This is a genomic window from Streptomyces spiroverticillatus, from assembly GCA_014650415.1.
Lineage (GTDB): Bacteria > Actinomycetota > Actinomycetes > Streptomycetales > Streptomycetaceae > Streptomyces > Streptomyces spiroverticillatus.
This window is the reverse complement of sequence record BMUX01000017.1, coordinates 169,094-195,593: the sequence shown is the minus strand read 5'-3', so window position 1 is coordinate 195,593 and position 26,500 is coordinate 169,094. Positions and strand designations below refer to the sequence as shown.

At 68.3% G+C, this 26,500-nt stretch carries 24 protein-coding genes; 15 read left to right on the top strand and 9 right to left on the bottom strand.

Annotation, left to right across the window (positions count from 1 at the left end):
- Positions 1-696: 696 nt before the first annotated feature.
- Positions 697-1,590 (bottom strand): NADP-dependent oxidoreductase, encoded by an 894-nt coding sequence (locus IE269_RS34255; protein ID WP_189827160.1) that lies wholly within the window; start codon positions 1,588-1,590, stop codon positions 697-699.
- Between the two features lie 70 nt (positions 1,591-1,660).
- On the opposite strand from IE269_RS34255, the gene IE269_RS34250 reads away from it, so the two are divergent.
- Positions 1,661-2,236 carry a TetR/AcrR family transcriptional regulator gene (locus IE269_RS34250; protein ID WP_189827159.1) on the top strand — a complete coding sequence of 192 codons (576 nt, stop codon included), beginning with the start codon at positions 1,661-1,663 and terminating at the stop codon, positions 2,234-2,236.
- 396 nt (positions 2,237-2,632) lie between these two features.
- Here IE269_RS34250 and IE269_RS34245 read toward each other — a convergent pair whose 3' ends face one another.
- From IE269_RS34245 to IE269_RS34230, 4 genes are all read right to left on the bottom strand, one after another.
- Positions 2,633-4,882, bottom strand: a complete 2,250-nt coding sequence (locus IE269_RS34245; RefSeq protein WP_229898424.1) for a penicillin acylase family protein — start codon at positions 4,880-4,882, stop codon at positions 2,633-2,635.
- 173 nt (positions 4,883-5,055) lie between these two features.
- Positions 5,056-5,799 carry a response regulator transcription factor gene (locus IE269_RS34240; protein ID WP_189827157.1) on the bottom strand — a complete coding sequence of 248 codons (744 nt, stop codon included), beginning with the start codon at positions 5,797-5,799 and terminating at the stop codon, positions 5,056-5,058.
- A 13-nt stretch (positions 5,800-5,812) separates the two neighbouring features.
- Positions 5,813-6,934 carry a sensor histidine kinase gene (locus tag IE269_RS34235; protein WP_308436998.1) on the bottom strand — a complete coding sequence of 374 codons (1,122 nt, stop codon included), beginning with the start codon at positions 6,932-6,934 and terminating at the stop codon, positions 5,813-5,815.
- A gap of 206 nt (positions 6,935-7,140) precedes the next feature.
- A complete protein-coding gene (locus IE269_RS34230; RefSeq protein ID WP_189827155.1) occupies positions 7,141-7,821 on the bottom strand; it encodes a response regulator transcription factor in 681 nt (226 codons plus the stop codon).
- 158 nt (positions 7,822-7,979) lie between these two features.
- Here IE269_RS34230 and IE269_RS34225 point away from each other — a divergent pair, with 158 nt between their 5' ends.
- A complete protein-coding gene (locus tag IE269_RS34225) occupies positions 7,980-8,699 on the top strand; it encodes a 4'-phosphopantetheinyl transferase family protein (RefSeq protein ID WP_189827154.1) in 720 nt (239 codons plus the stop codon).
- On the opposite strand, the gene IE269_RS34220 is transcribed toward IE269_RS34225, so the two are convergent.
- Positions 8,623-9,909, bottom strand: coding sequence for a helix-turn-helix transcriptional regulator (locus tag IE269_RS34220; protein WP_189827153.1), 1,287 nt, complete (start codon positions 9,907-9,909; stop codon positions 8,623-8,625). The genes IE269_RS34225 and IE269_RS34220 overlap by 77 nt on opposite strands.
- A 107-nt stretch (positions 9,910-10,016) precedes the next feature.
- On the opposite strand from IE269_RS34220, the gene IE269_RS34215 reads away from it, so the two are divergent.
- Genes IE269_RS34215 through IE269_RS34195 form a run of 5 tightly spaced genes read left to right on the top strand, consistent with a single transcriptional unit; the run spans position 10,017 to position 16,777 of the window.
- Positions 10,017-11,300, top strand: a complete 1,284-nt coding sequence (locus IE269_RS34215; protein ID WP_474184249.1) for an MFS transporter — start codon at positions 10,017-10,019, stop codon at positions 11,298-11,300.
- A gap of 53 nt (positions 11,301-11,353) precedes the next feature.
- A complete protein-coding gene (locus IE269_RS34210) occupies positions 11,354-12,604 on the top strand; it encodes an aldehyde dehydrogenase family protein (RefSeq protein WP_189827151.1) in 1,251 nt (416 codons plus the stop codon).
- Positions 12,601-14,328 carry a thiamine pyrophosphate-binding protein gene (locus IE269_RS34205; protein WP_189827150.1) on the top strand — a complete coding sequence of 576 codons (1,728 nt, stop codon included), beginning with the start codon at positions 12,601-12,603 and terminating at the stop codon, positions 14,326-14,328. Before IE269_RS34210 ends, IE269_RS34205 begins: the two co-directional genes overlap by 4 nt.
- A 20-nt stretch (positions 14,329-14,348) precedes the next feature.
- Positions 14,349-15,251 (top strand): ACP S-malonyltransferase, encoded by a 903-nt coding sequence (locus IE269_RS34200; RefSeq protein ID WP_189827149.1) that lies wholly within the window; start codon positions 14,349-14,351, stop codon positions 15,249-15,251.
- Entirely contained in the window at positions 15,248-16,777 is a 1,530-nt protein-coding gene (locus IE269_RS34195) for an MFS transporter (protein WP_189827148.1), read from the top strand. The genes IE269_RS34200 and IE269_RS34195 overlap by 4 nt, the downstream gene beginning before the upstream one ends.
- Positions 16,778-16,829: 52 nt before the next feature.
- Here IE269_RS34195 and IE269_RS34190 read toward each other — a convergent pair whose 3' ends face one another.
- Positions 16,830-17,078, bottom strand: a complete 249-nt coding sequence (locus IE269_RS34190) for an acyl carrier protein (RefSeq protein ID WP_189827147.1) — start codon at positions 17,076-17,078, stop codon at positions 16,830-16,832.
- Between the two features lie 73 nt (positions 17,079-17,151).
- On the bottom strand, positions 17,152-18,102 hold the full coding sequence (locus tag IE269_RS34185; protein WP_189827146.1) for a ribonucleotide-diphosphate reductase subunit beta: 951 nt from the start codon (positions 18,100-18,102) through the stop codon (positions 17,152-17,154).
- 171 nt (positions 18,103-18,273) lie between these two features.
- Between IE269_RS34185 and fabF the strand changes: the two genes are divergently transcribed.
- From fabF to fabI, 7 genes are all read left to right on the top strand, one after another.
- On the top strand, positions 18,274-19,572 hold the full coding sequence (gene fabF / locus IE269_RS34180; protein ID WP_189827145.1) for a beta-ketoacyl-ACP synthase II: 1,299 nt from the start codon (positions 18,274-18,276) through the stop codon (positions 19,570-19,572).
- A complete protein-coding gene (locus IE269_RS34175; RefSeq protein WP_189827144.1) occupies positions 19,569-20,264 on the top strand; it encodes a GNAT family N-acetyltransferase in 696 nt (231 codons plus the stop codon). Before fabF ends, IE269_RS34175 begins: the two co-directional genes overlap by 4 nt.
- On the top strand, positions 20,261-22,900 hold the full coding sequence (lanKC, locus tag IE269_RS34170; protein WP_189827143.1) for a class III lanthionine synthetase LanKC: 2,640 nt from the start codon (positions 20,261-20,263) through the stop codon (positions 22,898-22,900). Before IE269_RS34175 ends, lanKC begins: the two co-directional genes overlap by 4 nt.
- Before the next feature lie 30 nt (positions 22,901-22,930).
- Positions 22,931-23,020: a class III lanthipeptide gene (locus IE269_RS34165; RefSeq protein WP_189827142.1), complete on the top strand. Its 90-nt coding sequence runs from the start codon at positions 22,931-22,933 to the stop codon at positions 23,018-23,020.
- Between the two features lie 50 nt (positions 23,021-23,070).
- A complete protein-coding gene (locus IE269_RS34160) occupies positions 23,071-23,160 on the top strand; it encodes a class III lanthipeptide (protein ID WP_189827141.1) in 90 nt (29 codons plus the stop codon).
- Between the two features lie 83 nt (positions 23,161-23,243).
- On the top strand, positions 23,244-23,348 hold the full coding sequence (locus tag IE269_RS34155; protein WP_189827140.1) for a class III lanthipeptide: 105 nt from the start codon (positions 23,244-23,246) through the stop codon (positions 23,346-23,348).
- 103 nt (positions 23,349-23,451) lie between these two features.
- Positions 23,452-24,219: an enoyl-ACP reductase FabI gene (gene fabI, locus IE269_RS34150; protein ID WP_189827139.1), complete on the top strand. Its 768-nt coding sequence runs from the start codon at positions 23,452-23,454 to the stop codon at positions 24,217-24,219.
- 34 nt (positions 24,220-24,253) lie between these two features.
- Here fabI and fabG read toward each other — a convergent pair whose 3' ends face one another.
- Entirely contained in the window at positions 24,254-24,964 is a 711-nt protein-coding gene (gene fabG / locus IE269_RS34145; RefSeq protein ID WP_189827138.1) for a 3-oxoacyl-ACP reductase FabG, read from the bottom strand.
- Positions 24,965-25,022: 58 nt separating this feature from the next.
- Here fabG and IE269_RS34140 point away from each other — a divergent pair, with 58 nt between their 5' ends.
- Positions 25,023-26,474 (top strand): class I adenylate-forming enzyme family protein, encoded by a 1,452-nt coding sequence (locus IE269_RS34140; protein ID WP_189827137.1) that lies wholly within the window; start codon positions 25,023-25,025, stop codon positions 26,472-26,474.
- The last annotated feature ends 26 nt before the right edge of the window (positions 26,475-26,500 follow it).

Sequence of the window (26,500 nt, the reverse complement as noted above, 5' to 3'; positions counted from 1 at the left end):
CGGCTTCCTGAAAAGCGCAGCAGCGGTTCGGGGGTGACGGGTCGTCTGCGCTGGTTCAGGGTGGTGGGGCTTGAGCTGAGAGGCCGCTCCGCTTCTCCCCCTCAGAACCGGGGTCCTGGTTCTGAGGGTAGTGGGCTCGTTTGGTTTGGGGTGCAGGGAAATCTAAGTGGTCTTCGAGAGATCGGGGGGGGGCTTTCTGTGGTCGTGCTGGGCGGTGCGGTCCAGTTCCCGTGGAGGTTTTCCTGGATCAACTGGCTTTGTTCTTCGGTTAGTTGACCGTTCTTGTGTGTGGTGCGGATTTTGGAAAGCCACGGGCCGATCATGATGCGCTCGCTGTCCGCCTCGATCCATTCCCGGGCGCTGGGGTGGGCGGCCGTGGCGTTCCACGAAGGCCCGGAGTAGCAGGGTGTGTTGTGCGCAGGAGCGGCGGCGCGTGGGCTGGGAGTTGAAGAAGTGGGGAGCGGGACTTGGTCGGGGGTGGGGCCGAGGCGGGTGAGGAGGTCGCGTTGTCCGGGGTGGAGTGGGGCCGTCTCCGTGCCACGAGGCGGCCAGTCGGCCGCCGACGGTCCGGATCGGGTCTCGGTGGAGGGTGCCGCGCTCGCCCCGGTGGGGTGACCGCGCTGGTTTCGTCCGGTGCCGTTTCACCACCCGCCGGTGACCGGCCGTTCGGCGCGGGCGGGCCCGGCGGGCTGTGGCTCAGACGACCAGGACCCGGCGCCCCCTAGTGTGGCCGGTGCGGCTGTCCGTGTGCGCCGCCGCTGCCTCGCTGAGCGGGTACGACTTCTCGACCGGGATATAGAGCCTGCCCCGGGAGATAAGGTCAACGGCCTCAGCAAGCGCATCCGGCACACTTCCGGCCACACCGGAAAACCGAACGCCCCACTGCGGCGCACCAAGGTCAGCGATGGAGACAACCCGGCACGGATCCCCCGTCAACTCGACAAGCTCACGGACCACACCCGAACCAGACAGGTCGAGAGCCGCGTCGACCCGGCCCAGGTGCCGGACCCGTTCGACCCAGCCCTCGTGGTAGGTCGTGGCGAGGGCGCCCAGGCCGCGCAGGTAGTCCTGGTTGGTCGCCCCGGCGGTGCCGATCACCGTGATGCCGCGTGCGTGGGCGATCTGTAGCACTGCCGATCCGACGCCGCCGGACGCGCCGCTGACCAGCAGCGTCTGCCCGGGTTGCACGCCGACCTCGCGAATGATGCGCAGTGCGGTCTCCACTACCGACGGGTACCCGGCCGCCTCCTCGAAGGGCAGTCCCTCGGGTATTCGGGCCCAGGCCGACAGCACGGTGAATTCGGCGTATGTGTCGGTGCCTTCGCCGAACACGCGGTCGCCGATCTCGATCCCCTCGACGCCTTCGCCGATCTCGTCCACCACCCCGGCGGCGTCCAGTCCGACGCCGGCGGGCAGCTCGACGGGATGGGCTCCCAGGATCTGGCCCTCCCGGATCCTCCAGTCGGCGGGGTTGACGCCCGCGGCCCTTACGGCGATGCGTAGTTGGCCGGGGCCTGCGTGGGGCTGTTCGGCTTCCACCAGTTGCAGGACCTCGGGACCGCCGAACTCGGCGTAACTGATTTTCTTCATGCGGCCGAAGATAGACCTAACGGTTACTGTTTTGCAACGGTTAGGTATTCGTACCTGGTAGTGTCAGGGCATGACCGAGCCGTCCGGACGCCGCGAACGCAAGAAGGCCGCGACCCGTCAGAAGATCGCCGACACCGCGCTGCGGCTGTTCCTGGAGCGCGGGTACGACGCTGTGGGCATCCGTGACGTGGCGGCCGAGGCCGACGTGGCCGTCACCACCGTCTTCGCCCACTTCGCCTCGAAGGAGGCGCTAGTGTTCGAGCGCGACCAGGACTTCGAGCAGCGCCTCACACGGGTGGTGACCGACCGGCGTCCGCACGAGCCGCTTATCCCGGCGCTGCACCGCGAGGTCCAGGCCTTGGTGCGGCACTGCACGGCGGAGGGCAGTGCCCCCGTCCGGCGCATGATCGAAAAATCACCCGCGTTGTTGGAGTACGAGGAGTCGATGGGCCTGCGTCACGCGCAGGCACTGGCAGCGGCGCTGGCCGCCGACTCCCACCTGGCCCGGAGCACGACGGCCTGCCGGGCGACCGCACGGTTCGCCATCGACGCCTACGCGCTGGCCTGCCGGGCGGACGATCCCGGGGCCACGGTCGACGAGGTCTTCCGCATGATCGAGGCGGCCTGGGAAGCCACCGCGCCCTGAACCCGGGGAACGCGGCACGCGGCGGCCGGCGATCGGCGGCCCACAGCACCGGACCGAGCCGCAAACACCCGCACAGACACTCCATCCGGCCGGACAGCTCTTGGCCCACCGGCTGGGCGGGGCAAGGCCCCGAATCACGTCATCCACCGCAACGGGGCCCGCGAGCTGATGCGGGGCGGAGACGGCCACCCGGCAACGGCGTGCAACGCGGGCACCCTCTACCGCACCCGGGAAGCCGGCCTGCGGTACACCCAAGTACTCGCCGGACCCGACTGGGAGGCCGGGGTCACAGGTGATCTGTGAACCCGGCCTCGGCTGTCTTCGGTCAGAGTCAGTTGGGCGGGTGGAAGGGCTGTCNGTTGGGCGGGTGGAAGGGCTGTCCGGTGGGGGGAGTTCTTACGCCGGGTTCAGGGTGAGCTTGGATTCTGCGTTTTCGGTGATCGCTGATTCGCTGTAGAGCAGCGGGAAGTATTCGCCCGCGCCCCACTTCTGTGCGAGGTCGTCGTAGTGCGGGCTGCGTTCGTCTCCGGACTGGCCTGGTGCGTTGATGGCGAGCGAGTTGTCCCAGGAGCCGACGTCGAGCGCCATTTTGAAGGTCGGTCCCACGACCTGTATCCGGGGGGAGACGCTCGGGAGGTACATCGACATGCGGACCGTGTGGGAGGTGCCGTCCACCGGGATGGGGCCGACGTTGGGGCCGCCGAGGGGGTGCTGGAAGTACTGGATCTGTGCCGCGTCCCAGCGCCACTTGCCCGGGTCGGTGCCGAGGAATCCGCTTACCTGGTCGTACGCCTTGGGCAGGGTGTCGAGGAGCAGCTTGTCTCTTGCTTGGGCACCGCCCGTACCGAACCACTCCTTGGGATCGGCGAAGGATTCGGTCACGACTCGGAAGTCCTCGATGATTCCGCCTCGGGTCAGGTATTCCGCGGCCGGCTTCGGGAGCATCGTCTCAGCCCATGCCGGGTAGAGCACGTTGGTGATCCAGGTCTCGAAGAGAACTGTTTCCGCGGAATCTTTGCTCGCGATTCCGTCGTAGCCTCGCAGCAGGTCAAGTGCCTTCTTTGTGGTCGGGTCCGATGATTTCAGGTCGCTCAGGTAGGGCAGGATTTCTGTGGCGACCAGTGACTTCACATCGTTCTGCAGATCTGTGGTTCCTTTGATGGATACTTTGGAGGCGTTGGACAACACGTTGTCGATGCGGTCCTTGCGGTAGCGCTCTGCCCACTCGAGCCCGGGGGGGTTGTAACCGGCCGGGAAGTTGTATTCGTTGGCTGTGGCGAAGAATTCGGCCTTTGGGTTGAGCGCGCTGGGGAAGTCACTGCTGTTGCTGAAGCCGGTCCACTCGTAGCGTCCGTCGCCGGGCACGGGGAGCAGTCCGTCGTAGCCCTTTCCCTCGCGATTCGGTGAGAGTGCGCCGGGCACCCAGCCGACGTCCCCCTTCTTGTCCGCGTAGAGGAAGTTGGAGCCCGGAGTTTTCCACTTGCGCATTGCTGCGGAGAACTCCGTGAAGCTCTTGGCCTTCTGGAAGTTGAGACTGCCCAGATAGGCCGAGGTGCCCGGCTGTGTCCAGACCGTACGGATTGCGTACGCTTTATTCTTCGCCTTGTCCACCTTGATGACCGGGCCGTGGTGGGTGAAGGTGAGCAACGAATTCTGGTGGCCTTGGCCGGCCACCGGAATGTTTTCCTCTACGGTTTTCATTGGCGCCCAGCCGCCGAGGTGGCGGTACTTGGATGGGTCGTCCGGTTTCAGGTCGTACACGTAGAGGTCCGACTGGTCGGCGGCCAGGTTGGTCAGGGCGAACGAGGCGCTTCCGTTGTGCCCCATGCTGATGCCCGGGTTCCACGGCTCGCCCGCGCCGATGATGTTCAGGCCGGGAGCGGAGAGGTGGGTGATGTACCGGTTGCCTGGCAGTAAGTAGTTCAACCGGTGCGGGTCGGCCGCGAGGATGGGCCTGCCTGTTGAGGTGCGGGCCGGCGAAACGACCCAGGCGTTGCTGCCGCCTTTGGACTCTCGCAGCGCCTGGAGCCCCTTCGGCTCCCTCTGCATCGTGCCGTTGCTGAAGCTGACTGTCGCCGTGGCGAGGTCGTAGGTGTCAAGGACATCGTCCGGGAGCGAGCACAGGTCGAGGCCGTCCGGCACTTCGGGCTTGTGCTTCGGCTCCAATTTCGACAGGTATTTGCTCGCTTCTGGTCCTCCAAGACACATGAGCTTCGCCCGGGTGACTTCCTTGGTGATATTGCTGACCAGGCCATGGGTGCGGATCCGCACCAGGTCCTGGGGCTTCCACCGCGCGGGCTTGTAGCCCAGCTTGCGGAACTCCTCCGGTACGGAGGCCGGGTTCTTGTCCAGCCAGTCGACGTAGGCATTGACACCTGCGGCGAAGCGAGTCGCCACTTCCTTGGCCTGGGGGCCGTAGCTCGCCCACTCCTTTTCCATGTCGCCGCGGTAGAGGAACAGCCGTGAGGCGCGGTCCTGTTCCATGTAGTTCTTGCCGAGTACTTCGCTGAGCTCGCCGAGCCCCTTCCGGCGCCAGGTGTCCATCTGGAAGAGTCGGTCCCGCGCGGCGTTGAAGCCCTGTGCTTGGAAAAGATCACCGGTATTGGAAGCGGAGATGTGCGGAACTCCCCATTTGTCGATCGTCATGGAGACCGGCTTCTCAAGACCTGGTACCACGTAGGAATTACCGGGGCTATTTGCCGTGGCTGGCACGGGAACCACCAGTGGCACAGAAACGACGGTCGCGGCCAGCAGTATTCTTATTCGTGCTCTCATGTCGTCCTTTGCTTTTGCGGGTTGGGAGCGGATACCGGCTCCGGTCAACCTGCCAACTCCGCCGCCAATACTGCGGCTTGTGCCCGGTTGCGTACCTGCAGCTTTCCCATCAGGCGGCTTACCTGGGTTTTTACTGTCGACTCCGCCGTACCGAGTCGAGCGGCGATTTCTGCATTGGTCAGGCCCTCTCCGATGCAGGCGAGGACCTCGCGCTCACGGAGGGAGAGCAGATCGAGGACCGTGCGACGGCGCTCGTCTTTCTCGCGTTGCGGTGAGGCCGTCAGAGAAGCTACGTCGCCATGCTGTGACTGGGGCGCCCGGGAAGCGAATTCGGCGATGAATCGGCGTGTCACGGACGGCGCAATCAGTCCTTCGCCCCGGGCAACGGTCCGCACGGCGGCAATCAGGCTCTGGGCGTCTGTGTTCTTGAGGAGAAACCCGGAGGCTCCGGCGCTCAGCGCCCCGAAAACGTACTCGTCGAGGTCGAAGGTCGTCAATACCAGGACACCAATATTCATGCCCTGCGCCACCAGTCGTGTCGCAGAAACGCCGTCGAGCTTGGGCATCTGAATATCCATCAGCACCAGGTCCGGGCGTAAATCCCAGGCGAGCTGGACTGCCTGCTCGCCATCCACGGCCTGACCCACTACCTCGATATCCGGGCAGGTCTGGAGAATGAGAACCAGGCCGTCCCGTACCGCGGACTGATCCTCCGCCACCAGGACTCTGATGGGCCGACCGGACCAGCCGGCCGCCGGGGGCGTGGTGTGCTGCGGCGTCCCTGTCATGCCGGCCTCCTGGTCATGTCGACTTCTCTGTCCCCACGGGCAGGGTCGCGCGTACCCGCCACATCGACGGTGGAGCCGACCCTGGCTCTGCGAGGGGACCGGCCTCGAACTCCCCTCCCAGCAGATCCACTCGTTCCCGCATGCCGACCAGGCCGGCTCTCGAGCCCGGAATACGGGCTCCTCGTTGTGCGAGGTAGGTGTTGGTGACTTCCACGACGAGGGGCCCACCGGCCGGCAGGTTCAGAGAGATGGTCACGGCTCCTGCACAGCCGTGTTTCATGGCGTTGGTCAGCGACTCCTGCACGATGCGGTACGCGGCCAACTCCACGGGAGCGGGGAGGTCTTCCTTCGTGGACCGGGCGTCGTCGACGATGAACTCGAATCCGCTCGCGGCGCTGCCGAGCCGGGCCCGGGCGACCAGCGTGTCCAGTGCGGCCAGCGTGGGCGCCGCCGCAACCTCGTTCTTCGTGTCACCGCTGCGCAGCAGCATGATCATTCGCCGCATTTCCGCGAGGGCCTGCAGACTGGTGATCCTGATGACGCGCAGTGCCTCCATGGACGCTGTGGCGTCGTTGAGTGACTGGGCGGCCGTCGAATGGATCGCAATGGCGGACAAGTGGTTGGCCACCAGATCATGCAGTTCCCGCGCCATCATGGTGCGTTCGGCCTCGACGGCGTGCTGCCGGTCGGTTGCGGACTGCAACCTCGCCTGCTCGGCACGCAGGCGCTCGACGGTGGCGGTCGTCCGATGTTGACGGATCGTAAGGCCTGTCCAGGCGGGGGCGACGCAGACCAGTGCCGCGACCACGCCGACAAGCAGCGAATCCGGTTTGGGCACTGCGAACACGGCCCACGCTGTGAGTCCGACTGTGACGAGAATGCTGGCCGGTATCACCTGGCGGACGGTCCGGGAGGATCCGTAGACCACGCTCGCATAGACCAAGTCCGTGAACATCAGGAGGGTAATGATGAGCGAACCGATGTACTGGTCGGCCACGGCGGTGGCAGTGGCCACCACCAGGACCCATGGCTGAGCAATCCGGCGCAGGAGTTCGGCGCCGGCCATGACCACCAGAGGCAACAGCGGCAGGGCTCCGGGGTCTTGGCCGGTGGGAACGTTGGTGAACAGTCCCACATTCCACAGAACCAGTCCTGTGACCAGGCCACCCGCTGAGATCAGGACGTCGTCACGATGAGGCCGGGGTAATACGGGCAGCATGCGATCATCCCAGCATGTCGGGCTCCGCAGGCACCTCCTCTTGCAGGCGTAGCCCCTGAACGCGGCGTCCGTCGAAGGATGTAGTGGCTGCACCGAGCCGATTGACGGGAACTGGTCAGCCGTCAGTCATCCTTCGTGACGGGTTCTTTGAGCAGTCCCGCCTCGTGGACGAGCCGGGCGGCGGCAACCCGATGCGGAACATCGAGTCGGCGCATGACTGCGCGGACGTGTTCTTTGACCGTGTCACCGGTGATGCCGAGCCGTCGTGAGATTTCGGCATTGGTGAGCCCGGCGGCCAGCAGGTAGAGCACCTCCCGCTGCCTGGCGGTCAGTCTTTTCAGAGCGATGTCCGCCGGCACGGTCGTGGCCGGCCCCGGAGCGGCGGTCGGGGGGAGATGAAGGGCGGGAGGGGTGACGGGCGGTGAGGGGTATTCGAAGTAGACGTTGCCTCCGGAGGCAAGGATCCGCATGGCGGACAACAGCAACCTCGGTTGCAGGCCGTGGTGCAGAATGCCTGCAGCTCCGGCACGCAGGCATTCGGCCAGGAAGGTCCCGTGCCAGGCGGTGGCGATCACGGCGGCGGGGGGAGCATCGGGTGCTGCGCGGAACTGGAGCAGTGTTCTGGGTATTGCGGAAGTGTTCTGAAGCGAGTTCAGGAGCACCAGGTCGGTGTCCGCCGGGAGGCGGCGCACGTCGCCTTTCACCGGTTTTGATCGCAGCACGGTGACGTCGGGAAGTGACTGAAGTGTCGCCGTGAGCCGGTCCATGCCCTCGGTTTCACCCGTCACGTACACGCAGATCATCGTGCCTCCCGTGCCGCCCCCACCCTAGGGGGGGGTTGAGATCGTTCTCTGGTATTAGAACGTCTGCGCGCCGGGCTGACATGCTCTTCTGAGCGACTGCGCCTGGTTCAGGGGGATCCATGGTCCATGTACGGGGGTGCCCTACACAGGAGCCGAAGATGTCTGCGGTTCGGGTGGAGGAGGAGGCACCGGGGGTTGCCGCGCTGCATGTGTTCTCGTTGAGCAGGCACGCGCAGGAGGAGCACACGATCGGCGACGGGGCCTCGTGGCGCGTGTTGTTGAGCTCGCTTCTGGCGGAGTCCAGCGAGGCCGGTTTGAGCAGTGACCCCTACGGGCGAGTCAACGGCCACGGTGCGGACATGGACGTTGCGGTTTGTGTGGAGCAGCAGCGGCAGTTCGTCGCGTTGATGCAAGGCTCGTCGGTCGCCATCTCCGGGCGTGTCATTCCTGACTGGGTCGACGCGTCGTCGTTACTGCCGTTCAGCGCGTCGGAGCGCTCCTTCATCGAGGCGGCTCCGCAGGAGGTCCGGATGAGCCGCCTTGCTCAGCTGTGGACGCGCAAGGAGGCTTCCTTGCGGCTGTCTGGTGGCGGCTTCTCGCGGGCGAACGAGGTTGATGTGTTGTGCGAGGGCCGGGACGGCAAGGTCGTGGTGCCGGAGGCAGGGCCGGGCAGTTGGTACGGATCGAGGGTCGCCTACGTGCACGACGTGCCGACCGAGGCGGGTTTCGTCGTCTCGGTCGCGACTTCTTCTCCGGTTCGAGATGTCTATGTCTGGCAGTTGGATGCGTTGCCCGTGCCGGTCATGGCAGCAGCAGGGCATGCGGATCGACACCCGTCTGCGCTCCGTCCGGTGCACTCAGCTCCCGCCACACGGTGACGGCGATGCGATACGCGCCCGCCTGTTCGTAGAGGGTGGCGGCGGACTGGAAGTGCTGACGCGCCGATTCTTCCTCGTTTCGCGCACGGCAGGCGCGGGCCTTGACGACGGAGCAGCGTGCCCTGTCCAGTCCGGCCAGTCGTGCCAGTCCCGCGTCCATGATGGCCGTGTGCCGGTCGGCGCTCTCCTGATCGCCGTGGTGGAGCGCCACCAGTGTCCAGGCCGCCGCGAGGCGCATGCGGTCCGCGTGCGTGCCGGCCAGTTCCGCCACCTGACCGGCGCGTTGCAGCAGGTCGACGGCGGATTGCAGGTGGCCTGCCGCAATGTGCAGGAGGCCTGCGGACAGTTGGAGCCGGGCCCGCAGTGGCAGGTCGCTGGTTTGCGTCATGGACTGCTCGGCCTCGGCCATCAGCGTCAGGGCTGGTTCCGTCAGTCCGTTGACGTAGCGGGCGCAGGCTGCGGCCCACAGTGTGGTGGCCCTTGCTCGGTCCGAGGGCAGGTCCGTGTACGTCAGTACTTCGTCGGCGAGTTCCGCAGCCCGTTCCCAGTCGCCGCTTTCGGTGCACACCGACAGTAGGACCGCTTCGGCCTGGAGGGTTTCGTCTGGCGTCGGCGGGTCTGCGGACCGGGCAACGCGGATCGCTTCCTCGGCGAATCGGGCCGCCTCCGTGAGGGTTCCCGTGTTCTTGGCCGTGCGGGCCATCTCCACGACGACGCGGGTGTGCAGCGGGGGGAAGTCCCTGGTGAGGGGGTCGGCCAGCAGGGTTCGTAGCGTTCTCTCGTGGGCCTCGGACTCGCCGAGCCGCGCAAGGGTGGCGGCGAGTTCCCAGTGCGCCTCCCACCGCACGTCACCGAGTTCGGGTGTGTCGGCAAGGTCGACGATGTCGCTGAGTTCGTCCCGAGCCAGGTCCCAGTTGTTGTCGGACTGGTGGGCCCGGGCTGCTACCAGCCTGCCCACCAGCCCGAGCCGGTGCGGCTTCTGCCTCTCGGCCCTCGCCTCGTCGGGCAGCAGTGCCTCGGTCGGGAGGCTCAGCCGTTCGGCGATGAGACGGGCGACTTTGAGGCTCGGGGCTCGTCGGCCGCTTTCGACCAGGGAGATGTAGCTCGGGGACATCTCCTCGCCGGCGAGATCCGACTGGGACAGACCCTGCGCGCGGCGGATCTGCCGAACCTGCCGCCCGAAGTGTGGTTGCTGGATCTTCACAGTCATCGCTCATTCGAAGGTCGCGTGGCCAAGTAACTAATCGTGACCAGCAGCATAGCGAGTCCGATCCCACTTCGGTGCACAGGCGATTAACGATTGGGTCAAAATGAGTCATGTTAGAGTCACGTTTTGTGAATTCGCAGCGGATGCAGGAGCGCGGCCGACGGGCCGGATTCGTAGCTCTCCTGGGAGCGGTGGCCGCAGCGGCGGTGGGCGAGGCCATGATGTTCGTCGCTGTCCCCTGGTTCGTGCTGGAGACCACGGGCAGCGTGACACAGACCGGATTCGTGGTCGCAGTCGGCGCCGTGGGTGCCGGTGTGACGGGATTCGCGGCGGGCCCGCTCGTGGACCGCGTCGGGTTCAAGGCAACGGCCATCACCTCCTACCTGGTTGGCGGTGCGGCCGCGGCGACCATTCCACTCCTGCATGACGCCGGACGTCTGGACTTCCCCGCGTTGCTCGGTCTCGTTCTCGCGGCGAGCCTGTTCGACATCCCCGGGGTCACGGCGGTCTCGGGTCTGGTTCCCTCCGTGGCGCAGGCGGCCGCGGTGCCGCTCGAACGGGCCAACGCCCTGTTGACTGCCGTGCGGCAGATCAGTCACCTCTGCGGACCGACGCTGGGAGGTCTGGCCATCGCCCTGGTGGGGACCGCCAACGTCCTCCTGGTGAACGCCGCGGCCTGCACCATGGCCGCCGCGGTGGTCGCGCTGGGCGTGCCCGTCATCGCCGGACGGCGCGTCCGGGCCGAGACCGGGGGGTATGCGGCGCAACTGCGCTCCGGTTTGCGCACGTTGAGGCGACATCCCTTGTTGCGCGCGCTGACCATGTCGTCGACTGCGTTCAACGGTCTGGACAGTGCCTTCAGCGGGGTCGTGCTGGTCACGTACGCGTACCAGCACCTGGGTAGCGCGGCCAGTCTCGGAGTGCTCCTCACGGCCTTCGGTCTCGGTACGGCGGCGGGGCTGTTCGGTTACGCCGCCATGGGGCACCGGATCAGCCGCCGCCGCACCTTCTTGACCGCCGGCTGCTGTACGGGGCTGCTTGTCGCCCCCCTTGCCGCCCTGCCGCCGCTGCCCGTCGCCGCCGGGCTGCTGGCGCTGCTCGGTGCGGTCGCCGCTCCGGTGGCGCCGGTACGGATGACGGCGCTGCAGCACTCGGTGCCGGAAGGCCGGTACGGCCGGGTGGTGACTGCCATCGACACCTTGGCGCTGACCGCCGTGCCCCTGGGCTCGGCCGTCGCCGTACCGCTCGTTGCCGGCCTGGGGCTCCGTCCGGCGCTGCTCCTGCTCTCCGCGGCCTACCTGGTCGTTGTGGCCGTATGTGTGTGGACGCCCGCCTTTCGCATGATGGACGAGAAGACAGAGTCAGTAAACTTGACTTCCATTGACAATGCATGACTCGACGATGAGACTCATTCGAGGTCTCTGTGAGTCTGCTCCTAGGGGGACAAATGACATCAGCCCTGGTCCGGTCCGCCGACAGGACCGCGACTTCCGACATCCCGTACGCCGACCGCCTTCAGGCCTTACGGACCGTCCGTGATCTGCTCGCGGAGGAAATGGTGGAGCCGGGCCCTGTGCACCGCCTCCTGTGCGAGATATCCACGCACCGCGCGGCGAGCTACGAGATCGAGGCGGCGCTGAGCACTCTCGACGGAGCCGCCGACGAGGTCCGCTCCTACCGTCCTGGCAGAGTGCCGAGTGCGGCCGTCTTCATGCCGTCGAACGTCATCCTGTACTCCTACGTGCTGTACCTCCTGGTGCCCTCGCTGTATGTCGAGCAGATCGTGTTCAGACCCTCCAGCCAGGTGCGCGACCAGACCTCCCGGCTCCACGAACTGCTGGCACGTCACCATCGCCTGCCGGTGCGGCTCACCACCTCCAGCCAGCGCGGGTTCGTCAACGAGCACGCCCGGTCGGCCACTGCCGTGGTCTTCACCGGCGCCTTCCACAACGCCGAACGCATCCGCGCCCAGCTCTCCACCGGGCAGCTGTTCCTCCACCTGGGCGCCGGAGTCAACCCGTTCGTCGTCACTGCGGGCGCCGACCTCCACCGCGCCGTCGACGACGCGGTGGAGATACGGATGCTCAACGCGGGCCAGGACTGTCTGGGACCGGACCTGTTCTGCGTCCATGAATCCCTGCTCCCCGGATTCCTCGACGCGCTCACCACACGCTTGAAGGGGCTCCAGTACGGGCCCTACGACGATCCCGGAACGGACTACGGGCCCCTCTACTACGAGAGCGCGCTGGAGGACACGGCCGTGTTCCTGGCCCGCAATCGTGCCTCCATCGTGCACGGCGGCACCATCGACTTCTCCAGCCGCCGGCTCGACCCCGTCGTGGTCCTCGGGGACGGTGTGTCCCCCCGTACCCACGTCCCCGAGTTCTTCGCACCGGTCTTCAACGTGGTGGGCTACGACGATCCGGACGAACTGGCAGCGACCCTCACCACCGGTCCCTTCACCGAGCGCGCCCTCGGAGCGAGCGTCTACGGCGACGACCGCCACCTCACCGCGACCCTGCGCCGCAGGACCACCGTGACGGTCGACTGCTCGCTGCTGTCCGTCGACGACGGCAACGCACCGTTCGGCGGCTACGGACGCCAGGCCAACTACATCACCGACGGCGAAATGCTGTGGGCCGAACCCGTCCTGTTCTCCAAAGCTGTCGCCGACCACCTGCCGGAGGACGCCCGATGAGCCGGCCCGCACCTCGACCCACCTGCTGGTCCGCCATTGCCGACCACCTCGAACACCTCGGCACACGTACGGTGTTCTGCCTGCCCGGTGACGACATGGCCCTGCTCGCGGCCCTGGAGGACCGCGACATCGAGGTGGTGCTGTGCCGGGATCAGCGCAACGCCGTCTTCATGGCGACCGGTTACGCCCTGGCATCCGGAACCCCGGGCGTGTGCGCCATCGGCAAGGGGCCGGCTTTCACCAACGCGCTCACCGGCCTGCTGGAAGCACAGGCCGCAGCCGCCCCGGTCATCCTCGTCGCCGACGGCACACCTCTCGGCCGGCTGGGCACCGGCGCCTTCCAGGAGTTCGACCAGATGGGCGCCGTACGGCCCTTCACCAAGTGGGCGAAGCGGATCGACAGCGCGGACCAACTGGCAGCCGCCCTCGACAAGGCGACCGCGGTCTGCCTGAACGGCACCCCCGGGCCGGTGTACCTCGAGCTCGCCGAGCAACTGCCGTACGAGCCCCCGGCCCACCCCGTGCCCCGCAGGAGGGCCACGCCACAGCGGCTCGCGCCCGACAGTGACATGCTGCGCGAGGCCGCCAGTGTCATCGCCTCCGCCCGGCGGCCGCTGATCCTCGCGGGCGGCGGATCCCGGCACCGCAATGCGGGCCGCTGCATCGAGCGGCTGGCGGAGGTCATCGGTGCGGGCATGTTCACCACCGCGTCGGGGCGTGGCTCCCTCGACGAGAACCACCCGCTGTTCTGCGGTCTGGCGGGTTTGTACAGTACGGGGCCCGCTGCCGCCCTCTGGGCCGACACCGATCTCGTGATCGCGCTCGGCAGCCGGCTGGAGGAAACGGCGGTCTTCGGCTGGCCGGAGTCGCACGAGGTGCCGGTGATCCAGGTGACTGCGGACGAGTTGACGCTCGTGACCGGCAGGCCCGGCTGCGGTGTCATCGGTGACGTGTCCCGGGTGGTGTCCGGCTGGGCGAGCATCCTGGCCTTCGGCAACCCGGACCCCGTCTGGACCGATCAGGTACGTGAGACCCGCAATGAACTGCTGGCCCTCGCGGAGGAACGCAGTGCCGCAGCGGCGGCCGCCCCGCTCTCGGCGCCGCCGAAGGTCTCCCAGGTGCTCGACTCGCTGCGCGCGGTCGTCCCGGACGACACCGTCCTGGTCCAGGAGAACGGCCTGAACGACATGTGGTCCTATCACTTCCCGCACTGGTCGTGCGGAGCCCGCGGCGGATCCGTGGTGCCCAGCGAACAGACCCCTCTCGGCTTCGGCGCGGCGGCAGCCCTGGGAGTGGCCCACGCCGATCCCGCGCGCCCCGTCGCCGCGGTGGTCGGCGACGGAGCCTTCCATCTCTTCCGGGCCGAACTGCCCACGCTGGCCGACAGCAAGTGCCCGGTGCTCTACGTCGTGCTCGACAACGGCGGGTACGGGTGGCTGCAGACGAATCTGGACCAGGTTTCCGGCGGGGAGTCACGCTTCTCCTTCATTGCCGATCGTGCCTCCGGTCTCGACGCGCTCAGCCAGTCCCTGGGCCTCGGCCACTGGAGGGTCGACTCCTGGGGCGACCTGGAGGGAATCGTGCGCAAGGCCTGGGAGCAGTGCTCCTCGGGGGTCTCCACGGTCGTCGAGGTCGCGGTGTCGCTCGCCGACGCACCGCCCGGCGTCGAGGTACCCGCCGGAGACTTTCCCGACCGCGAAGCCCCCACGCGCGAGCAAGACTGACGGAACGAAGGAAGCCGAAGATGTCCCTTGTCCTGTTCTTTCCCGGGCTGACGCCCACCACCTATGACGCCATCAGCGAGTTCGCGACCACCCATGCGTACGCCAAGCAACGGTTCGCCGAGGCCGACGAGGTCCTCGGCTACTCCTTGATCGAGGCGTACAAGAAGGCCTCGATCTACGACTGGGAGGTCTACCAGAGCGGCGTCATGGCATTGGCCCTCGCGCTGGCCGACTGGGCCGAGGAGCACTATGCCGAGCAGCCCGGGTTGTGCGGCGGACAGAGTTACGGAGCGGTCATGGCCGCCGTGCGCGCGGGGACGCTGTCCTACGCGGATGCGCTCCGGCTGATGTCCCGGAGTGTCCGGGTGGAGCAGGACTACTTCGCTTCCCAGCCGGAACCGATCGGCTGCCACTTCTTCTACAAGCTCTCCTACGACACCGTCATGCGCCTGATCGAGGAGTTCCGGGCACAGGGCGAGTGGATGGAACTGTCCATCGCGTTCGACGCGTCGGTGCACGCGGTGTCCGCGAGCCTGGGTGCCATCGCCCGCTTCGAGGAGCGGGTCCGGCAGGAGGGCGGCATCCCCTTCTACACGGTCGACCGCGCAGAGCACTGCTCCGCCAACGCCGGTTTGCGGGACCGGCTGGCCAAGGAGGTGTACGGGTCGGTCACCTGGAACGACCCCGTAATCCCGATCATCTCGGACGTGGACGGTCGTCTCCTGACCGAGGGGGCGGCGGTCAGGGAGGATCTGCTCGACGGCTGGACGACTCCGATCCACTGGCAGACGATCGTGCAGGGCATCAGCCGAGGGGGCGGCGACCGGGTATGGATCCCGGGGCCTCGCAACATGTTCGCGCGGATCAGCAACCGGGTGTTCCCCACGCGAGTCATCTCGCCCAGGACGGCCCTCGCCGCATGACGAGTCCGGAAGGCCGCGGCGTCGCAGGGGCCCTGCCCCCAGCGAATCGCCTCCTGTTGTCGAGTGCGGTGCTGGTCGGGGCCCCCTCGGAGGTGCTCGACTTCCTCCTGCCGCTGTGGGCGGGCTCCCAGTTGCAGGTGGACGCCGTGGCCATCGGTGCGCTGGTTGCCGTGGAGGCGCTGCTGTCCCTCGTTGTGCGGCCCGTCGCCGGTGCGCTGTGCGACCGTCACGCGCCCCGGCACGTCGCGACCGTCGGGGCGTTGCTCTACGCGGTGTCCTTCGCCGGCTACGCCCTGGCCGATGCGCTGCCCTTGGCATTCGTCGCAGCCGCTGTGGGTGGCGCGGGCGGCGCTCTCTTCTGGGTGGCCCTGCGCACCTGGATCGCGGCCGGCATGCCGGGGGCGGCGCACACCGCCGCCTACGGTGCGCTGCTGTCGGCCGAGGGCAAGGGAGCACTGCTGGGCTACCTGCTCGCCTTCGCCCTGCTGGACCGGGGCGGATATTCCGTACTGTTCTGGGTCGGTTGCCTCGTGTGCCTGGTGGCCGCCGCGCTGCTCGCGCTGGCCCCACAGGCCGGTCCGGCAGAGAAACGTCGGCCCAGTATCGACGCATCGGATGCGTCGTCGTCCTCGGTGGGCAGCACGAAGGTGCTCATGGCTGTCACCGCTGTCACCGCCGCGGCGGAGGCGGGGCTGTGGATGGTGCTGCTGCTGAGGCTCCAGGGCCACTTCGGGATGGAGCCGGTGGAGATCGCCGGCGTGTTCGCGCCGGGCTTCCTCGTGTTCATTCTGTTGCCGCCGTACACGCACCACCTCACGGACCGCATCGGTCGTACCACGACCCTGGTGGTCTCTTTCACCGCCGCCGCGCTCTTCGCGGCCGGGCTGGGGGTGGTCTCCTCTCCCCTGGCCATCTCGGCGCTGTGGGCACTGACGGCGGCGTGCCTGGCGGCGCAGATTCCGGTCGAGCAGGCGACCGTGGCGGCGGTGTCGAAGGACCGGCCGGGGCGGGGAATCGGCCGTTATGAGAGCGCCCGGTTGGCCGGAGTCGTGGTGGGAACCGGTGTGCTCGGACCGGTGTACCAGAGCGTCGGCTGGACCACAGCGTGCCTGCTGGCGGCGTCGGCCTCCGTGTGCGGTGCGCTGGCCGCGCCCTATGCGATCCGGGCTCTGCGTCTGCCGCCTGCACCGGTGCCGGTCGGGGAGCGCCCCGAGGGCGGGCCGACCGCGTCTGCCGAGTCGGGTACCGGGCTCGTCCCGGGTTCCGACGCCACGTCGGTGCACGGTGACAGCGGGTCTGAGCCGCGCCGGCCAGGTCAGTCGGCTCAGGAGCAGGCGCGGACCGAGCGCCGCCGCTGGTACATCCACACCGCTGCGTTCGTGTCGAGCCAGGTGGTGCTGAGGCTGTTGGACGTGCTGCCCGATGTGACGCGGATCTGGGTGGTGGTGTACATCATCGACACGCTGTGGTCCTGGTCGTACACCGTCTTCCCCCGCGCCGCCAAGGGCGATCCGCGCGAGAAGTGAACGGTGCCGGCCGGTGCGCGAACGGAGGTCCGTCCCCGCACCGGCCGACGCGTCATGCCGGGGTGAGCTGCTTCTCGATGCGACCGACCACGTCGGACACGAATCGCATTTCCTTGAGCTCTTCCTCGGGGAGCTGCACGCCGAACCGCTCCTCCGCAGCCACGATGATCTCGACCATGGCCAGCGAGTCGACGTCGAGTTCCTCGACGAAGGACTTGTCCTCGGCCACCTGGTCGGGCTCCACGTCGGCCACTTCGTCGAGGATCTCGGCGAGGCCGGCCATGATCTCTTCACGCGTCATGTGTCTGTGCCTTTCATGAGGGGTGCGATGCCTCTCCGACAGGGCTCGCGGGGACGATCCGGGTGTACGGCGTTCAGCTGGACTCGGCTGCCGCGGGCTTCAGGGAGCGGTCGATGACGTGCTCCGTGAACTCCCGCTCGATGCCGATCAGGTTGAGCTGGCGGCGCAGGCTGTGGACGCTGAGGTCGGTCATGGTCAGACCGTCGGAGCGGTCCTCCACCGTGTCGCTGTCGATGTCGATGCGCAGGGCGATGGGCGCGGTCAGCTCCACGATCTCGCGGATCTCGTCGCCGTAGCCCTCCTGCACCCCCTGGCGCAGGGCGTGCAGACCGTAACTGACGTGCCGTGACTCGTCACGGCACATGGCGGTGAAGCCGGCCTTCACCCCGGGCAGCATCGACGTGTCGTGCAGTTCGTTGAGGATCGCTCGCTGGCCGACGAGGGCGAGGACCCCCTCGGTGATGAGGTGGAAGTGTGTCACCGCGCGCAGCCAGCGCCGGTAGTCCGACGGGTGCGCCTGGAGGTCGCGGACGATCTCGGCCTCGATGATGCTGAGTTCGCGATGCGAGGGCGTCAGCAGTTCCCAGGCCTGGACGAGCATCCGGCGCGGGTCCCGGTCCAGTCCGAGCAGCTCCTCGCCGAAGCGGAGCATCAGCTGTGTGTGCCGGGTCTCGTCGGCGATCTGGGTGCCGAGGTAGAGGTGGTCGACCTCCTCGGGGGCCCCGGTCAGGATGGGGCCGAGCAGGTCCAGGCCGGTGTACTCGCCGGTGATGAAGGTGGCGATCGACTCGGCCAGCGCGTCCCGAGTGGCCGTCGGCAACTCGTTGTCCCAGGCGATGCGGTCTCGCTCCAGGTCGATCGCCTGGGCCGACCACTGCTGCTTTTCCCAGCGTTCGTAGAGCTTCTGCGGTTTGGGGCGCTCGGCAGCCACGAGGTCGGCGTGGTGCAGCACATGGTCGAACGGCAGGTCCGGCATCTCCGTCAGGGACGCCTCGTCGAGCAACAGCGTGCTCCAGCGGGTCATCTCAAGGCTCCTTGCTCAGTCATATCTCATGACACTCTGCGTCGGCCAATGGGAACACCGTGACTATCAGAGAGTCAAGCACGAGTCATCTTCCTTGACTTCTGTGACCCGGATGTGCGACTGTCCCGGCGTCGGCGGGACAGTCGGCGCCGAACGAGATGGAGGCGAGTCTTGACACCCACAGCATCCGCTCCGACCGATCGGCGTGTCGTCATCACCGGCACCGGAGTGATCTCCCCGATCGGCGGCACCACGCGGGAGTTCTGGGACTCGCTGGTCGCGGGACGCAGCGGCATCCGTGTCATCACGCGTTACGACCCGGACACCCTCCCCACGCGGTTCGCCGGTGAGGTGGTGGACTTCGACGCCCGTACGTACATGCCCAACAAGGTGGGGCGCCGGCTCGACCGCTTCGCCCAGTTCGCTCTCGCCGCGGCCATGCAGGCGGTGCAGGAAGCCGGCTTGACGGTCACCGAGGAAAGCGCACCCCGTACCAGCGTCCTGGTGGGAACCGGTTACGGCGCGGGCCACTTCACCCGGAACGCCGTCCTCACCCTGCGGGACGAGGGGCGACGACGGATGAACGCCTACTTCGCCGCGGCCGGCTCCTCGGACAGCGCCACTGTCGAGATCGCCAACTGGCTCGGCGCCCGCGGCCCTTCCGGGGCCATGGTCGCGGCGTGCGCGACGGGCGCCGTGTGCATCGGCGACGCGATGCGGCTGATCCGGCACGGATACGCCGACGTCGTGGTGGCCGGTGGCAGCGACGACGCCGTCAACCCCCTCGACCTGGCGACCTCGGCCAACTCCGGTGCGCTGTCCCGGCGTACCGACCGGCCCGAACTCGCCAGCCGTCCCTTCGACCGCAACCGCGACGGGTTCGTGATGGGAGCCGGAGCAGGTGTCGTCGTCCTGGAGTCACTGGAGCACGCGGTGCGGCGAGGGGCAACGGTCCTGGGCGAGCTGGCGGGTTACGGCGTCACCACGGACGCGCACCACTCCACGCACCCCCACCCCGACGGACGCGACGCGAAACGGGCGATGCTCGAAGCGCTGGCCGACGCCGGGGTGAAGCCCGAGCAGGTCGACCATGTCTCGGCCCACGGCACCAGCACCCCGCTCAACGACCGCATCGAGAGCAAGGTCATCCGTGAGGTGTTCGGAGAGCGGGCGCCGAAGATCCCCGTCACGTCCATCAAGTCCATGACCGGGCACATGATCGGCGCCGCCGGCGCGGTGGAGCTGATCGCCGCACTGCAGACCGTACGCACCGGGGTGGTGCCGCCCACGGTCAACTGCGACGACCCCGAGGATCCGGAACTCGACTACGTCCCCCACCGGGCGCGACGGCATCCCGCCCGTGTGGTGATGAGCAATTCGTTCGGGTTCGGCGGGCACAACGCGGTACTCGTCGTGCGCGAGGCGCCCGCGGCAGAACTGACCCAGGAGAACCAGGGGGAGCACCGATGAAGGGCAGACGCGTCAGCCTCGACCGGCCTTCGGACGCAGACTACGAACTCATCGCGGACTGGCTGGGCCCCGCGTCCCAGGCAGCGGTCATGACCGCGGACGCCGGGGAGTACGTCACCCCGGACGACCTCAAGCAGCTCAACAGCACTGGTCGGATACGGCAGTTCGCCGTCCGTACCGATGACGGAAGGACCGTCGGTACGGTCAACTACCGCCAGCAGGGCCCGGTGGGCAACTTCGCCATCGGAGGGGCCATCGGCGATCCCGAGCTGTGGCAGCAGGGCCTGGGCGCCGAGGCGTTCGACCTGTTGATCGACCACCTCTTCCATGCGCGCAACGCCCACCGGATGCAGTTCACCACGGCCCTCTACAACAAGGGCGTGCTGCGCATGGTCACCCGGGCGGGCTTCGTCCTGGAGGGCATCCTGCGCGATCACCACTACCTCGACGGCGCCTACCACCACGCGGCGATCTGGTCGCTGCTGCGCTACGAGTACTACGACTCCCTGGCCCGTCAGGAACAGCGCAATCCCAGTTACGTACGCCCCGACGTGATCCCGGAGTCGGCCAAGGCCCAGGCGATGGACATCATGCTCAACCACCTGAAGCGCCCTCAGTCCGAGACGTCGATCCAGCTGTTGCTGGACGACGCGGCGGCCGCGGCCGCCTCCAGTGCGCCGGGGACGCGATGACCAGCCGACCCCAGCCCGAGGCCTACTGTCAGGCCGATCCCGTCTTCTACGACTCGGGCACGCGGCACAGCCCGGACGACGCCTCGGTCTTCGACCTCACCAGCGTGCCCGCCCCGGACGGCTGGCGTCGCAGCGAACGCGGCGTGTGGGTGGTCCACACCCCGCAGTCGTACCGGATGCCCCAGCAGGGCTGGAAGATCCATGTCTCCGGGCTGCCGGACAACGCCCGTCAGGTCATCGGCCTGTGCTGGGACTACTGCGTGGCACAGGGGCTGCCCTTCAAGTTCTTGCGCAGTCGCAACGTGGTGACCACCCACAGCCTGAAGTACGCTCCGCGTTCGGCCAGCGGCAAGATCGTCACGGTCTATCCCCGGGACGAGCGGCAACTGCGTGAGGCCGCCGAGGCGTTGGCGGAGCTGCTCGACGGCATTCCCGGCCCCTACATCCTGACGGACCTGCGCTGGGGCGAGGGGCCGGTCCACATCCGCTACGGCGGGTTCGTCGACCGGTACTGCACGGGTGCGGACGGTGCGCCCGTGCACGCCGTGGAACGGCCCGACGGCACCCTGGTGCCGGACGACCGGCGCCCGGTGTTCACCGTCCCCGACTGGGTGGAGCCGCCAGACTTCCTCACACCGCACCTGGACGCGCGCCGTGCCGCCGGTGCGGGGCAGGACTTCCCGTACCGGGTGGAGAGCGCGCTGCACTTCTCCAACGGAGGAGGGGTCTACCGAGCCCGGCACCACGATGGGCGCTCCGCCGTGCTGAAGGAGGCCCGGCCGCACGCCGGCTTCGACGGGCGCGGCCTCGACGCGGTCACCCGGCTGGAACGCGAGCACGCGTCCCTCAAGTCGCTGGCGGGCATCCCCGGCGTACCCGAGCTCTACGGGTACCACCGTGTGTGGGAGCATCACTTCCTCGCCGTACAGCACATGCCCGGCGACACGCTGCAGACCTGGGTGGCCCGTCACTATCCGCTGACGAAGGCCGACCCTTCGGAGGAGCAACTGGCCGCCTATGCCCGGCGGGCCGAGGTGATCACCGACCGTGTCACGCAGCTGATCGAGGCCGTGCACGCACGGGGATTCGTCTTCGGTGATCTGCACCCCTCCAACATCCTGGTGGACGACCAGGACCAGGTGTCCCTCGTCGACTTCGAACTCTCGGTCCCGACGGCGCAGGCGGAACGGCTCGGTCTGGGCAACCCCGGATTCTCGGGAACGAACCTGACCGGTCCGGACATCGACCGGTACGCGCTGGCCGCGCTGCGTGTGTGGCTGCTCCTGCCGCTCACCGCGCTCGCCGAGCTGGATCCCGGCCGCACGGCTTCCTGCGCGGATCTGGCCGAGCGTCGCTTCGGGCTGGCTCCGGGCAGCCTCGATGCGGCCCGCCGCACGCTGACCCCCGGCGCCGACCGGCTGGCCAAGGTGCCCGCATCGCTGCGGCGGCCCGCGGCCGTCCTGTTGGACATCCCCGAACCGGACTGGACGGCCGTGCGCAAGTCGCTGGCCTCGGCGATCCTGCTGAGTGCCGCCCCGGAACGCGACGACCGGCTCTTCCCCGGCGACGTACGGCAGTTCCACACGAACGGCAGCAACTTCGCGCACGGGGCGGCAGGAGTGCTGTGGGCCCTTCAGACCACCGGGGCAGGCCGCTACCCCGAGCACGAGGACTGGCTCATTCGTTCGGTCCGCGACGACCGCGCGCTGGCGCCCGGGTTCTTCGACGGGGCTCACGGCATCGCCTTCGTGCTCGACCGTTTCGGCCACCGGGACGAAGCGCTGCGCATGATGGACGGAGCGGGCAGCGCCGTTGCGGGGATGGACGACATCAGCCTGTACCGCGGGCTGGCCGGCATCGGACTGAATCTTCTCGACTTCGCCGTACGGACCGGATCGGCCGACCATCAGCGGCGCGCACTCGACGTCGGGGAACGGCTTGCCGACGCGGTCGAACGGGGCGTGGCCGCCAATGTCGCGGCCGCCCCCGGACACGGCAGTCGCGCCGGCCTGCTGCACGGCTGGTCCGGTGTTGCCCTGTACTTCCTGCGCCTGCACGGGGTGACGGGGGACGCGGCCCACCTGGACCTGGCGGTGCGCGCCCTGCACCGGGACATCGACCTGTGCGTCGAGTCGCCGGACGGCTCGCTCCAGGTCGACGGCGGGTTCCGTACGCTGCCGTATCTGGCCGTGGGCAGTGCCGGTATCGCCGTGGTGGCCGCCGAAGCGCTCGATCACCGCGCGGACGAACGCCTCGCAGGCTCCTTGCCCGCACTGCTGCGTGCCGCTCGCCCCGAGTTCACCATCGAACCGCACCTGTTCGCGGGCCGCGCCGGGCTGCTCGCCGTCCTCGGCGCGGTGTCCGGCCGCCACCCGGACGTCGGCCCCTACGTCGAGCAGCACCTTTCGCGACTGCACTGGCACGCCTTGTCCTACGAGGGGCAACTCGCCTTTCCCGGGGAGCAGATGCGTCGCCTCTCGATGGACTTGGCCACCGGGAACGCCGGAATGCTGCTGGCGCTGTCCGCGGCCGTGGACGGCCGCCGTGACTTCCTGCCGTTCCTTGCCCCTGATGCCGGTTCCGTGCGGACCGCGCACCCCAAAGCTCCGGACAGTCGCGAGACATCCGGTACCTGACCGACTCGACCTTTGAGAGGAGGAATAACCATGTCGATCGTTCTCGACCTGCAGGGCCTCCAGGCCCCCGCCGAGGAGGCTGCCGCGCTGGGCAGCACCGTCAGCAACAACTGTGGCTGACACGTCCTGCGGCCCATGACCGCCACGAGTCTTCGAGGGGAGGGAAAACCATGTCGATCGTTCTCGACCTGCAGGGCCTTGAGGCCCCCGCCGAGGAGGCTGCCGCGCTGGGCAGCACCGTCAGCAACAACTGTGGCTGATACGTCAGTCGGCCAATGACCCCAACCCATCGCCGGTGCGCGGGTCATCAGCCTGACGTTGCCTCCGTTGATACCACAAGTCTTTGAGGGGAGGAACAACCATGTCGATCGTTCTCGACCTGCAGGGCCTCGAGGCCCCCGCCGAGGAGGCTGCCGCGCTGGGCAGCACCGTCAGCAACAACTGCTGATGACAAGACGCGCGCCGGTGCGGGTCCTGATCCTTCAGGCCCGCGCCGGCGCGTGCGTTTCCAGCGCACGCACCATGAGGCCGACATGACACGGGAGTTGAGGATGAGCGGTCTGCTCGACGGCAAGCAACTGATCGTCACCGGAGTGATCAGTGAGAAATCGATCGCCTACAGCGTCGCGCGGCTCGCGCAGGAGCAAGGTGCCCGCGTCGTTCTCACCGCGTACGGCCGGCGCTCACTCGTGGAGCGGATCGCCCGCCGACTGCCGTCCGAGGCACCGGTCGTCGACCTCGATGTCACCGACGAGGAGCAACTGGCCTCTCTCGCCGAGCGTGTGGGTGCGCACGTCGACGGTGTGGACGGCGTTCTCCACTCGATCGCCCACGCGCCCGAGAGCTGTCTGGACGGGCGGTTCCTCACCGCACCCTGGCAGGACGTGGCCTCGGCCCTGCACACGTCGGCCTACTCGCTGAAGGCGCTGGCGGTCGCTGCCGCGCCGTTGCTGCGCCCGAAGGCGTCCTTGGTCGCGGTCGACTTCGATGCCGCCCGCACCTGGCCGGGCTACGACTGGATGGGGGTGGCGAAGGCCGGTCTTGAGGCGTGCGGCCGCTATTTGGCGCGTGACCTGGGCCCCAGTGGAGTCCGGGTGAACCTCGTCGCCGCGGGACCGCTGCGCACCCTGGCCGCGCGGGGCATCGGCGGAGACGGCGAAGCGTTCGAGAAGCAGTGGGCGGCGGACGCCCCGCTGGGCTGGGACGCCCATGACGCGGGGCCGGTGGCCCACACCTGTCTGGCGCTGCTGTCGGACTGGCTGCCCGCGACCACCGGCGAGATCATTCACGCGGACGGTGGTCGGCACATCGTGGGCTGAGCGTCCTTCGCGACGTGCCGGCCGTTCCGTCGGGTCAGGCGCCCATTCCCATCCCGCCGTCGACGGGGATCACTGCTCCGGTGACATATCCCGTGTTCTCGCTCGCCAGCCAGGCCACTGCGGACGCCACTTCCTCGGCGGTGCCGGTCCGGGGGACGGGACTCGCCGCCACCAGTGCCTTCTTGTGCCGGTCCGCCAGATCGGCCGTCATGTCGGTCTCGATCAGGCCGGGAGCGACGGTGTTGACGGTGATGCCGCGCGCGCCGAGTTCCCGGGCCAGGGAGCGGGCCATGCCGACGAGGCCTGCTTTGGACGCGGCGTAGTTGACCTGGCCCGCGTTGCCGGACTGTCCGACTTCGGAGCCGATCAGTACGATCCGTCCCCAGCGGCCGCGTCGCATGGCGGGAACGGCTCGCCGCACACAGCGGTAGGCGCCTGCGAGGTTGGTGTCGATGACCTGCCCGAACTGTTCCTCGGTCATCAGGGTCACCGGGGCGTCCCGGGTGATTCCGGCGTTGGCCACGAGAACCTCCACGGGCCCCAGTTCCCGCTCGACCTCGTCGAACGCCTCGTTCACGGCGTCGGGCGACGTCACGTCGCAGCGCACGGCGTACAGGCCTTCGGGGGCCTGCTCCCGGTAGGTCACCGCGACTCGGTGTCCCGCCGCGCCCAGGGCGCGTGCGGTGGCCAGTCCGATCCCGCGGTTCCCGCCCGTGACCAACACGGTCCGCGCAACAACCGACATGGAACCCTCCAATGATTGTCATGTTTCGTGACCTGAGATCTAATCTACTTTACTCATCATGACCTTTCTGGGAGTCGACGTGACAACTCTGGAGCGGACCAAGCATCGTCTGATCGGATCCACGGGTACGGAGGAGTCCGCGGCGCTCAGACGCCGTGTGCACACGGCGGCGGCGGAGTTGGTCCGGCGTGGTGTGCGTGCGGGAGACCGGGTACTGGTCCAGGCGGACAACTCCACGGACTACGTCGTGGCCCTGCTGGCCCTCATGCAGGTGGACGTCTCTGTCGTTCCCGTCGACCCCCGGCAGGCACCTGCCGATGTGGGCGCCGCGGCACGACAGTCCCGCGCCCGCTGGCTGCTGACGGACCGCCGGCCGCCGTCGGATCCTGTCGGCGGTCGCGTGCTGGTCACGGCCGAGCTGGGCAGGGCCGGCGCCGGGGACGGGGCGTACGACGGCGAGGTGGACCTCTCCTCCTGGTTCCGGCGGCGGGACGCGGTCGTGCTCTGGTCGTCCGGCACCACCGGCCGCCCCAAGGGCATCGTGAAGTCGGGGTCCGCCGTCCTGGACAACACCGAGCGCACGGCACTCGTCATGGGCTACAGCGCGCAGGACGTCATGGTGCCGCTGCTTCCGTTCTCGCACCAGTACGGGCTGTCGGTGGTCCTGCTGTGGTGGCAGGCGGGCTGCACGCTCGTCGTCACTCCGTACCAGCGCCTCGACCTGGCGCTCAGTCAGGCCGTCGCGCACGGGGTGACCTGCGTCGACGCGGCTCCGCCCACCTACCACGCGCTGCTGGGGGTCGCCCGGCGCCGACCGGCCCTGCGTGCCCAGCTCGGTGCGGTCCGCGTCTGGGGGGTCGGCGGGGCTCCGCTGCCCGCCCCGCTCGCAAAGACGTTCCGGGCCGAGATCGGCACGCCGCTCCTGGACGGGTACGGGCTGTCCGAACTCGGCAACGTGGCGCTCGCGACACCGGAGGTGCCGGTTGCCTGCGGGCGGCCGCTGCCGGGCGTCGGCGTCCGGGTCGTCGCGCCGGACGGACGGCCGGCCGCGCCCGGCGAGCTGGGGCGGATCGAAGTGCGCTCCCCCGGGCGGATGGAGGGGTACCTCACGGAGGAGGGCGAACTGGTGCCGGCCGATGACGGCTGGTTCCGTACAGGGGATGTGGGGTCCCTCGATGCGGGCGGCCTCCTGTATGTCAGTGGCCGTGACCGGGCAGTGCACCGGCTGGGCTACACGATCTTTCCGGAGAGCCTGGAACGCAAGGCCGAGGAATGCGGTCGCCAGATCAAGATCGTCCCCGTGGCCGACGTACGACGCGGTCACGCCCTGCACTTCGTGGTGGCCGACCCGGACGGTCACTCCGCACTCACCTGGCGGCGGCGCATCGCCCCCCACCTCGCCGATTTCGAACAGCCCAACGCCGTGCACGTCGTCGACAGCTTTCCTGTCAGCCTCAACGGCAAGATCGACACGACGGCGTTGCGCCAACTGATTGGCGTGGCCTCCTAGGGCGACGGCACCTGGGCCGGTATCTG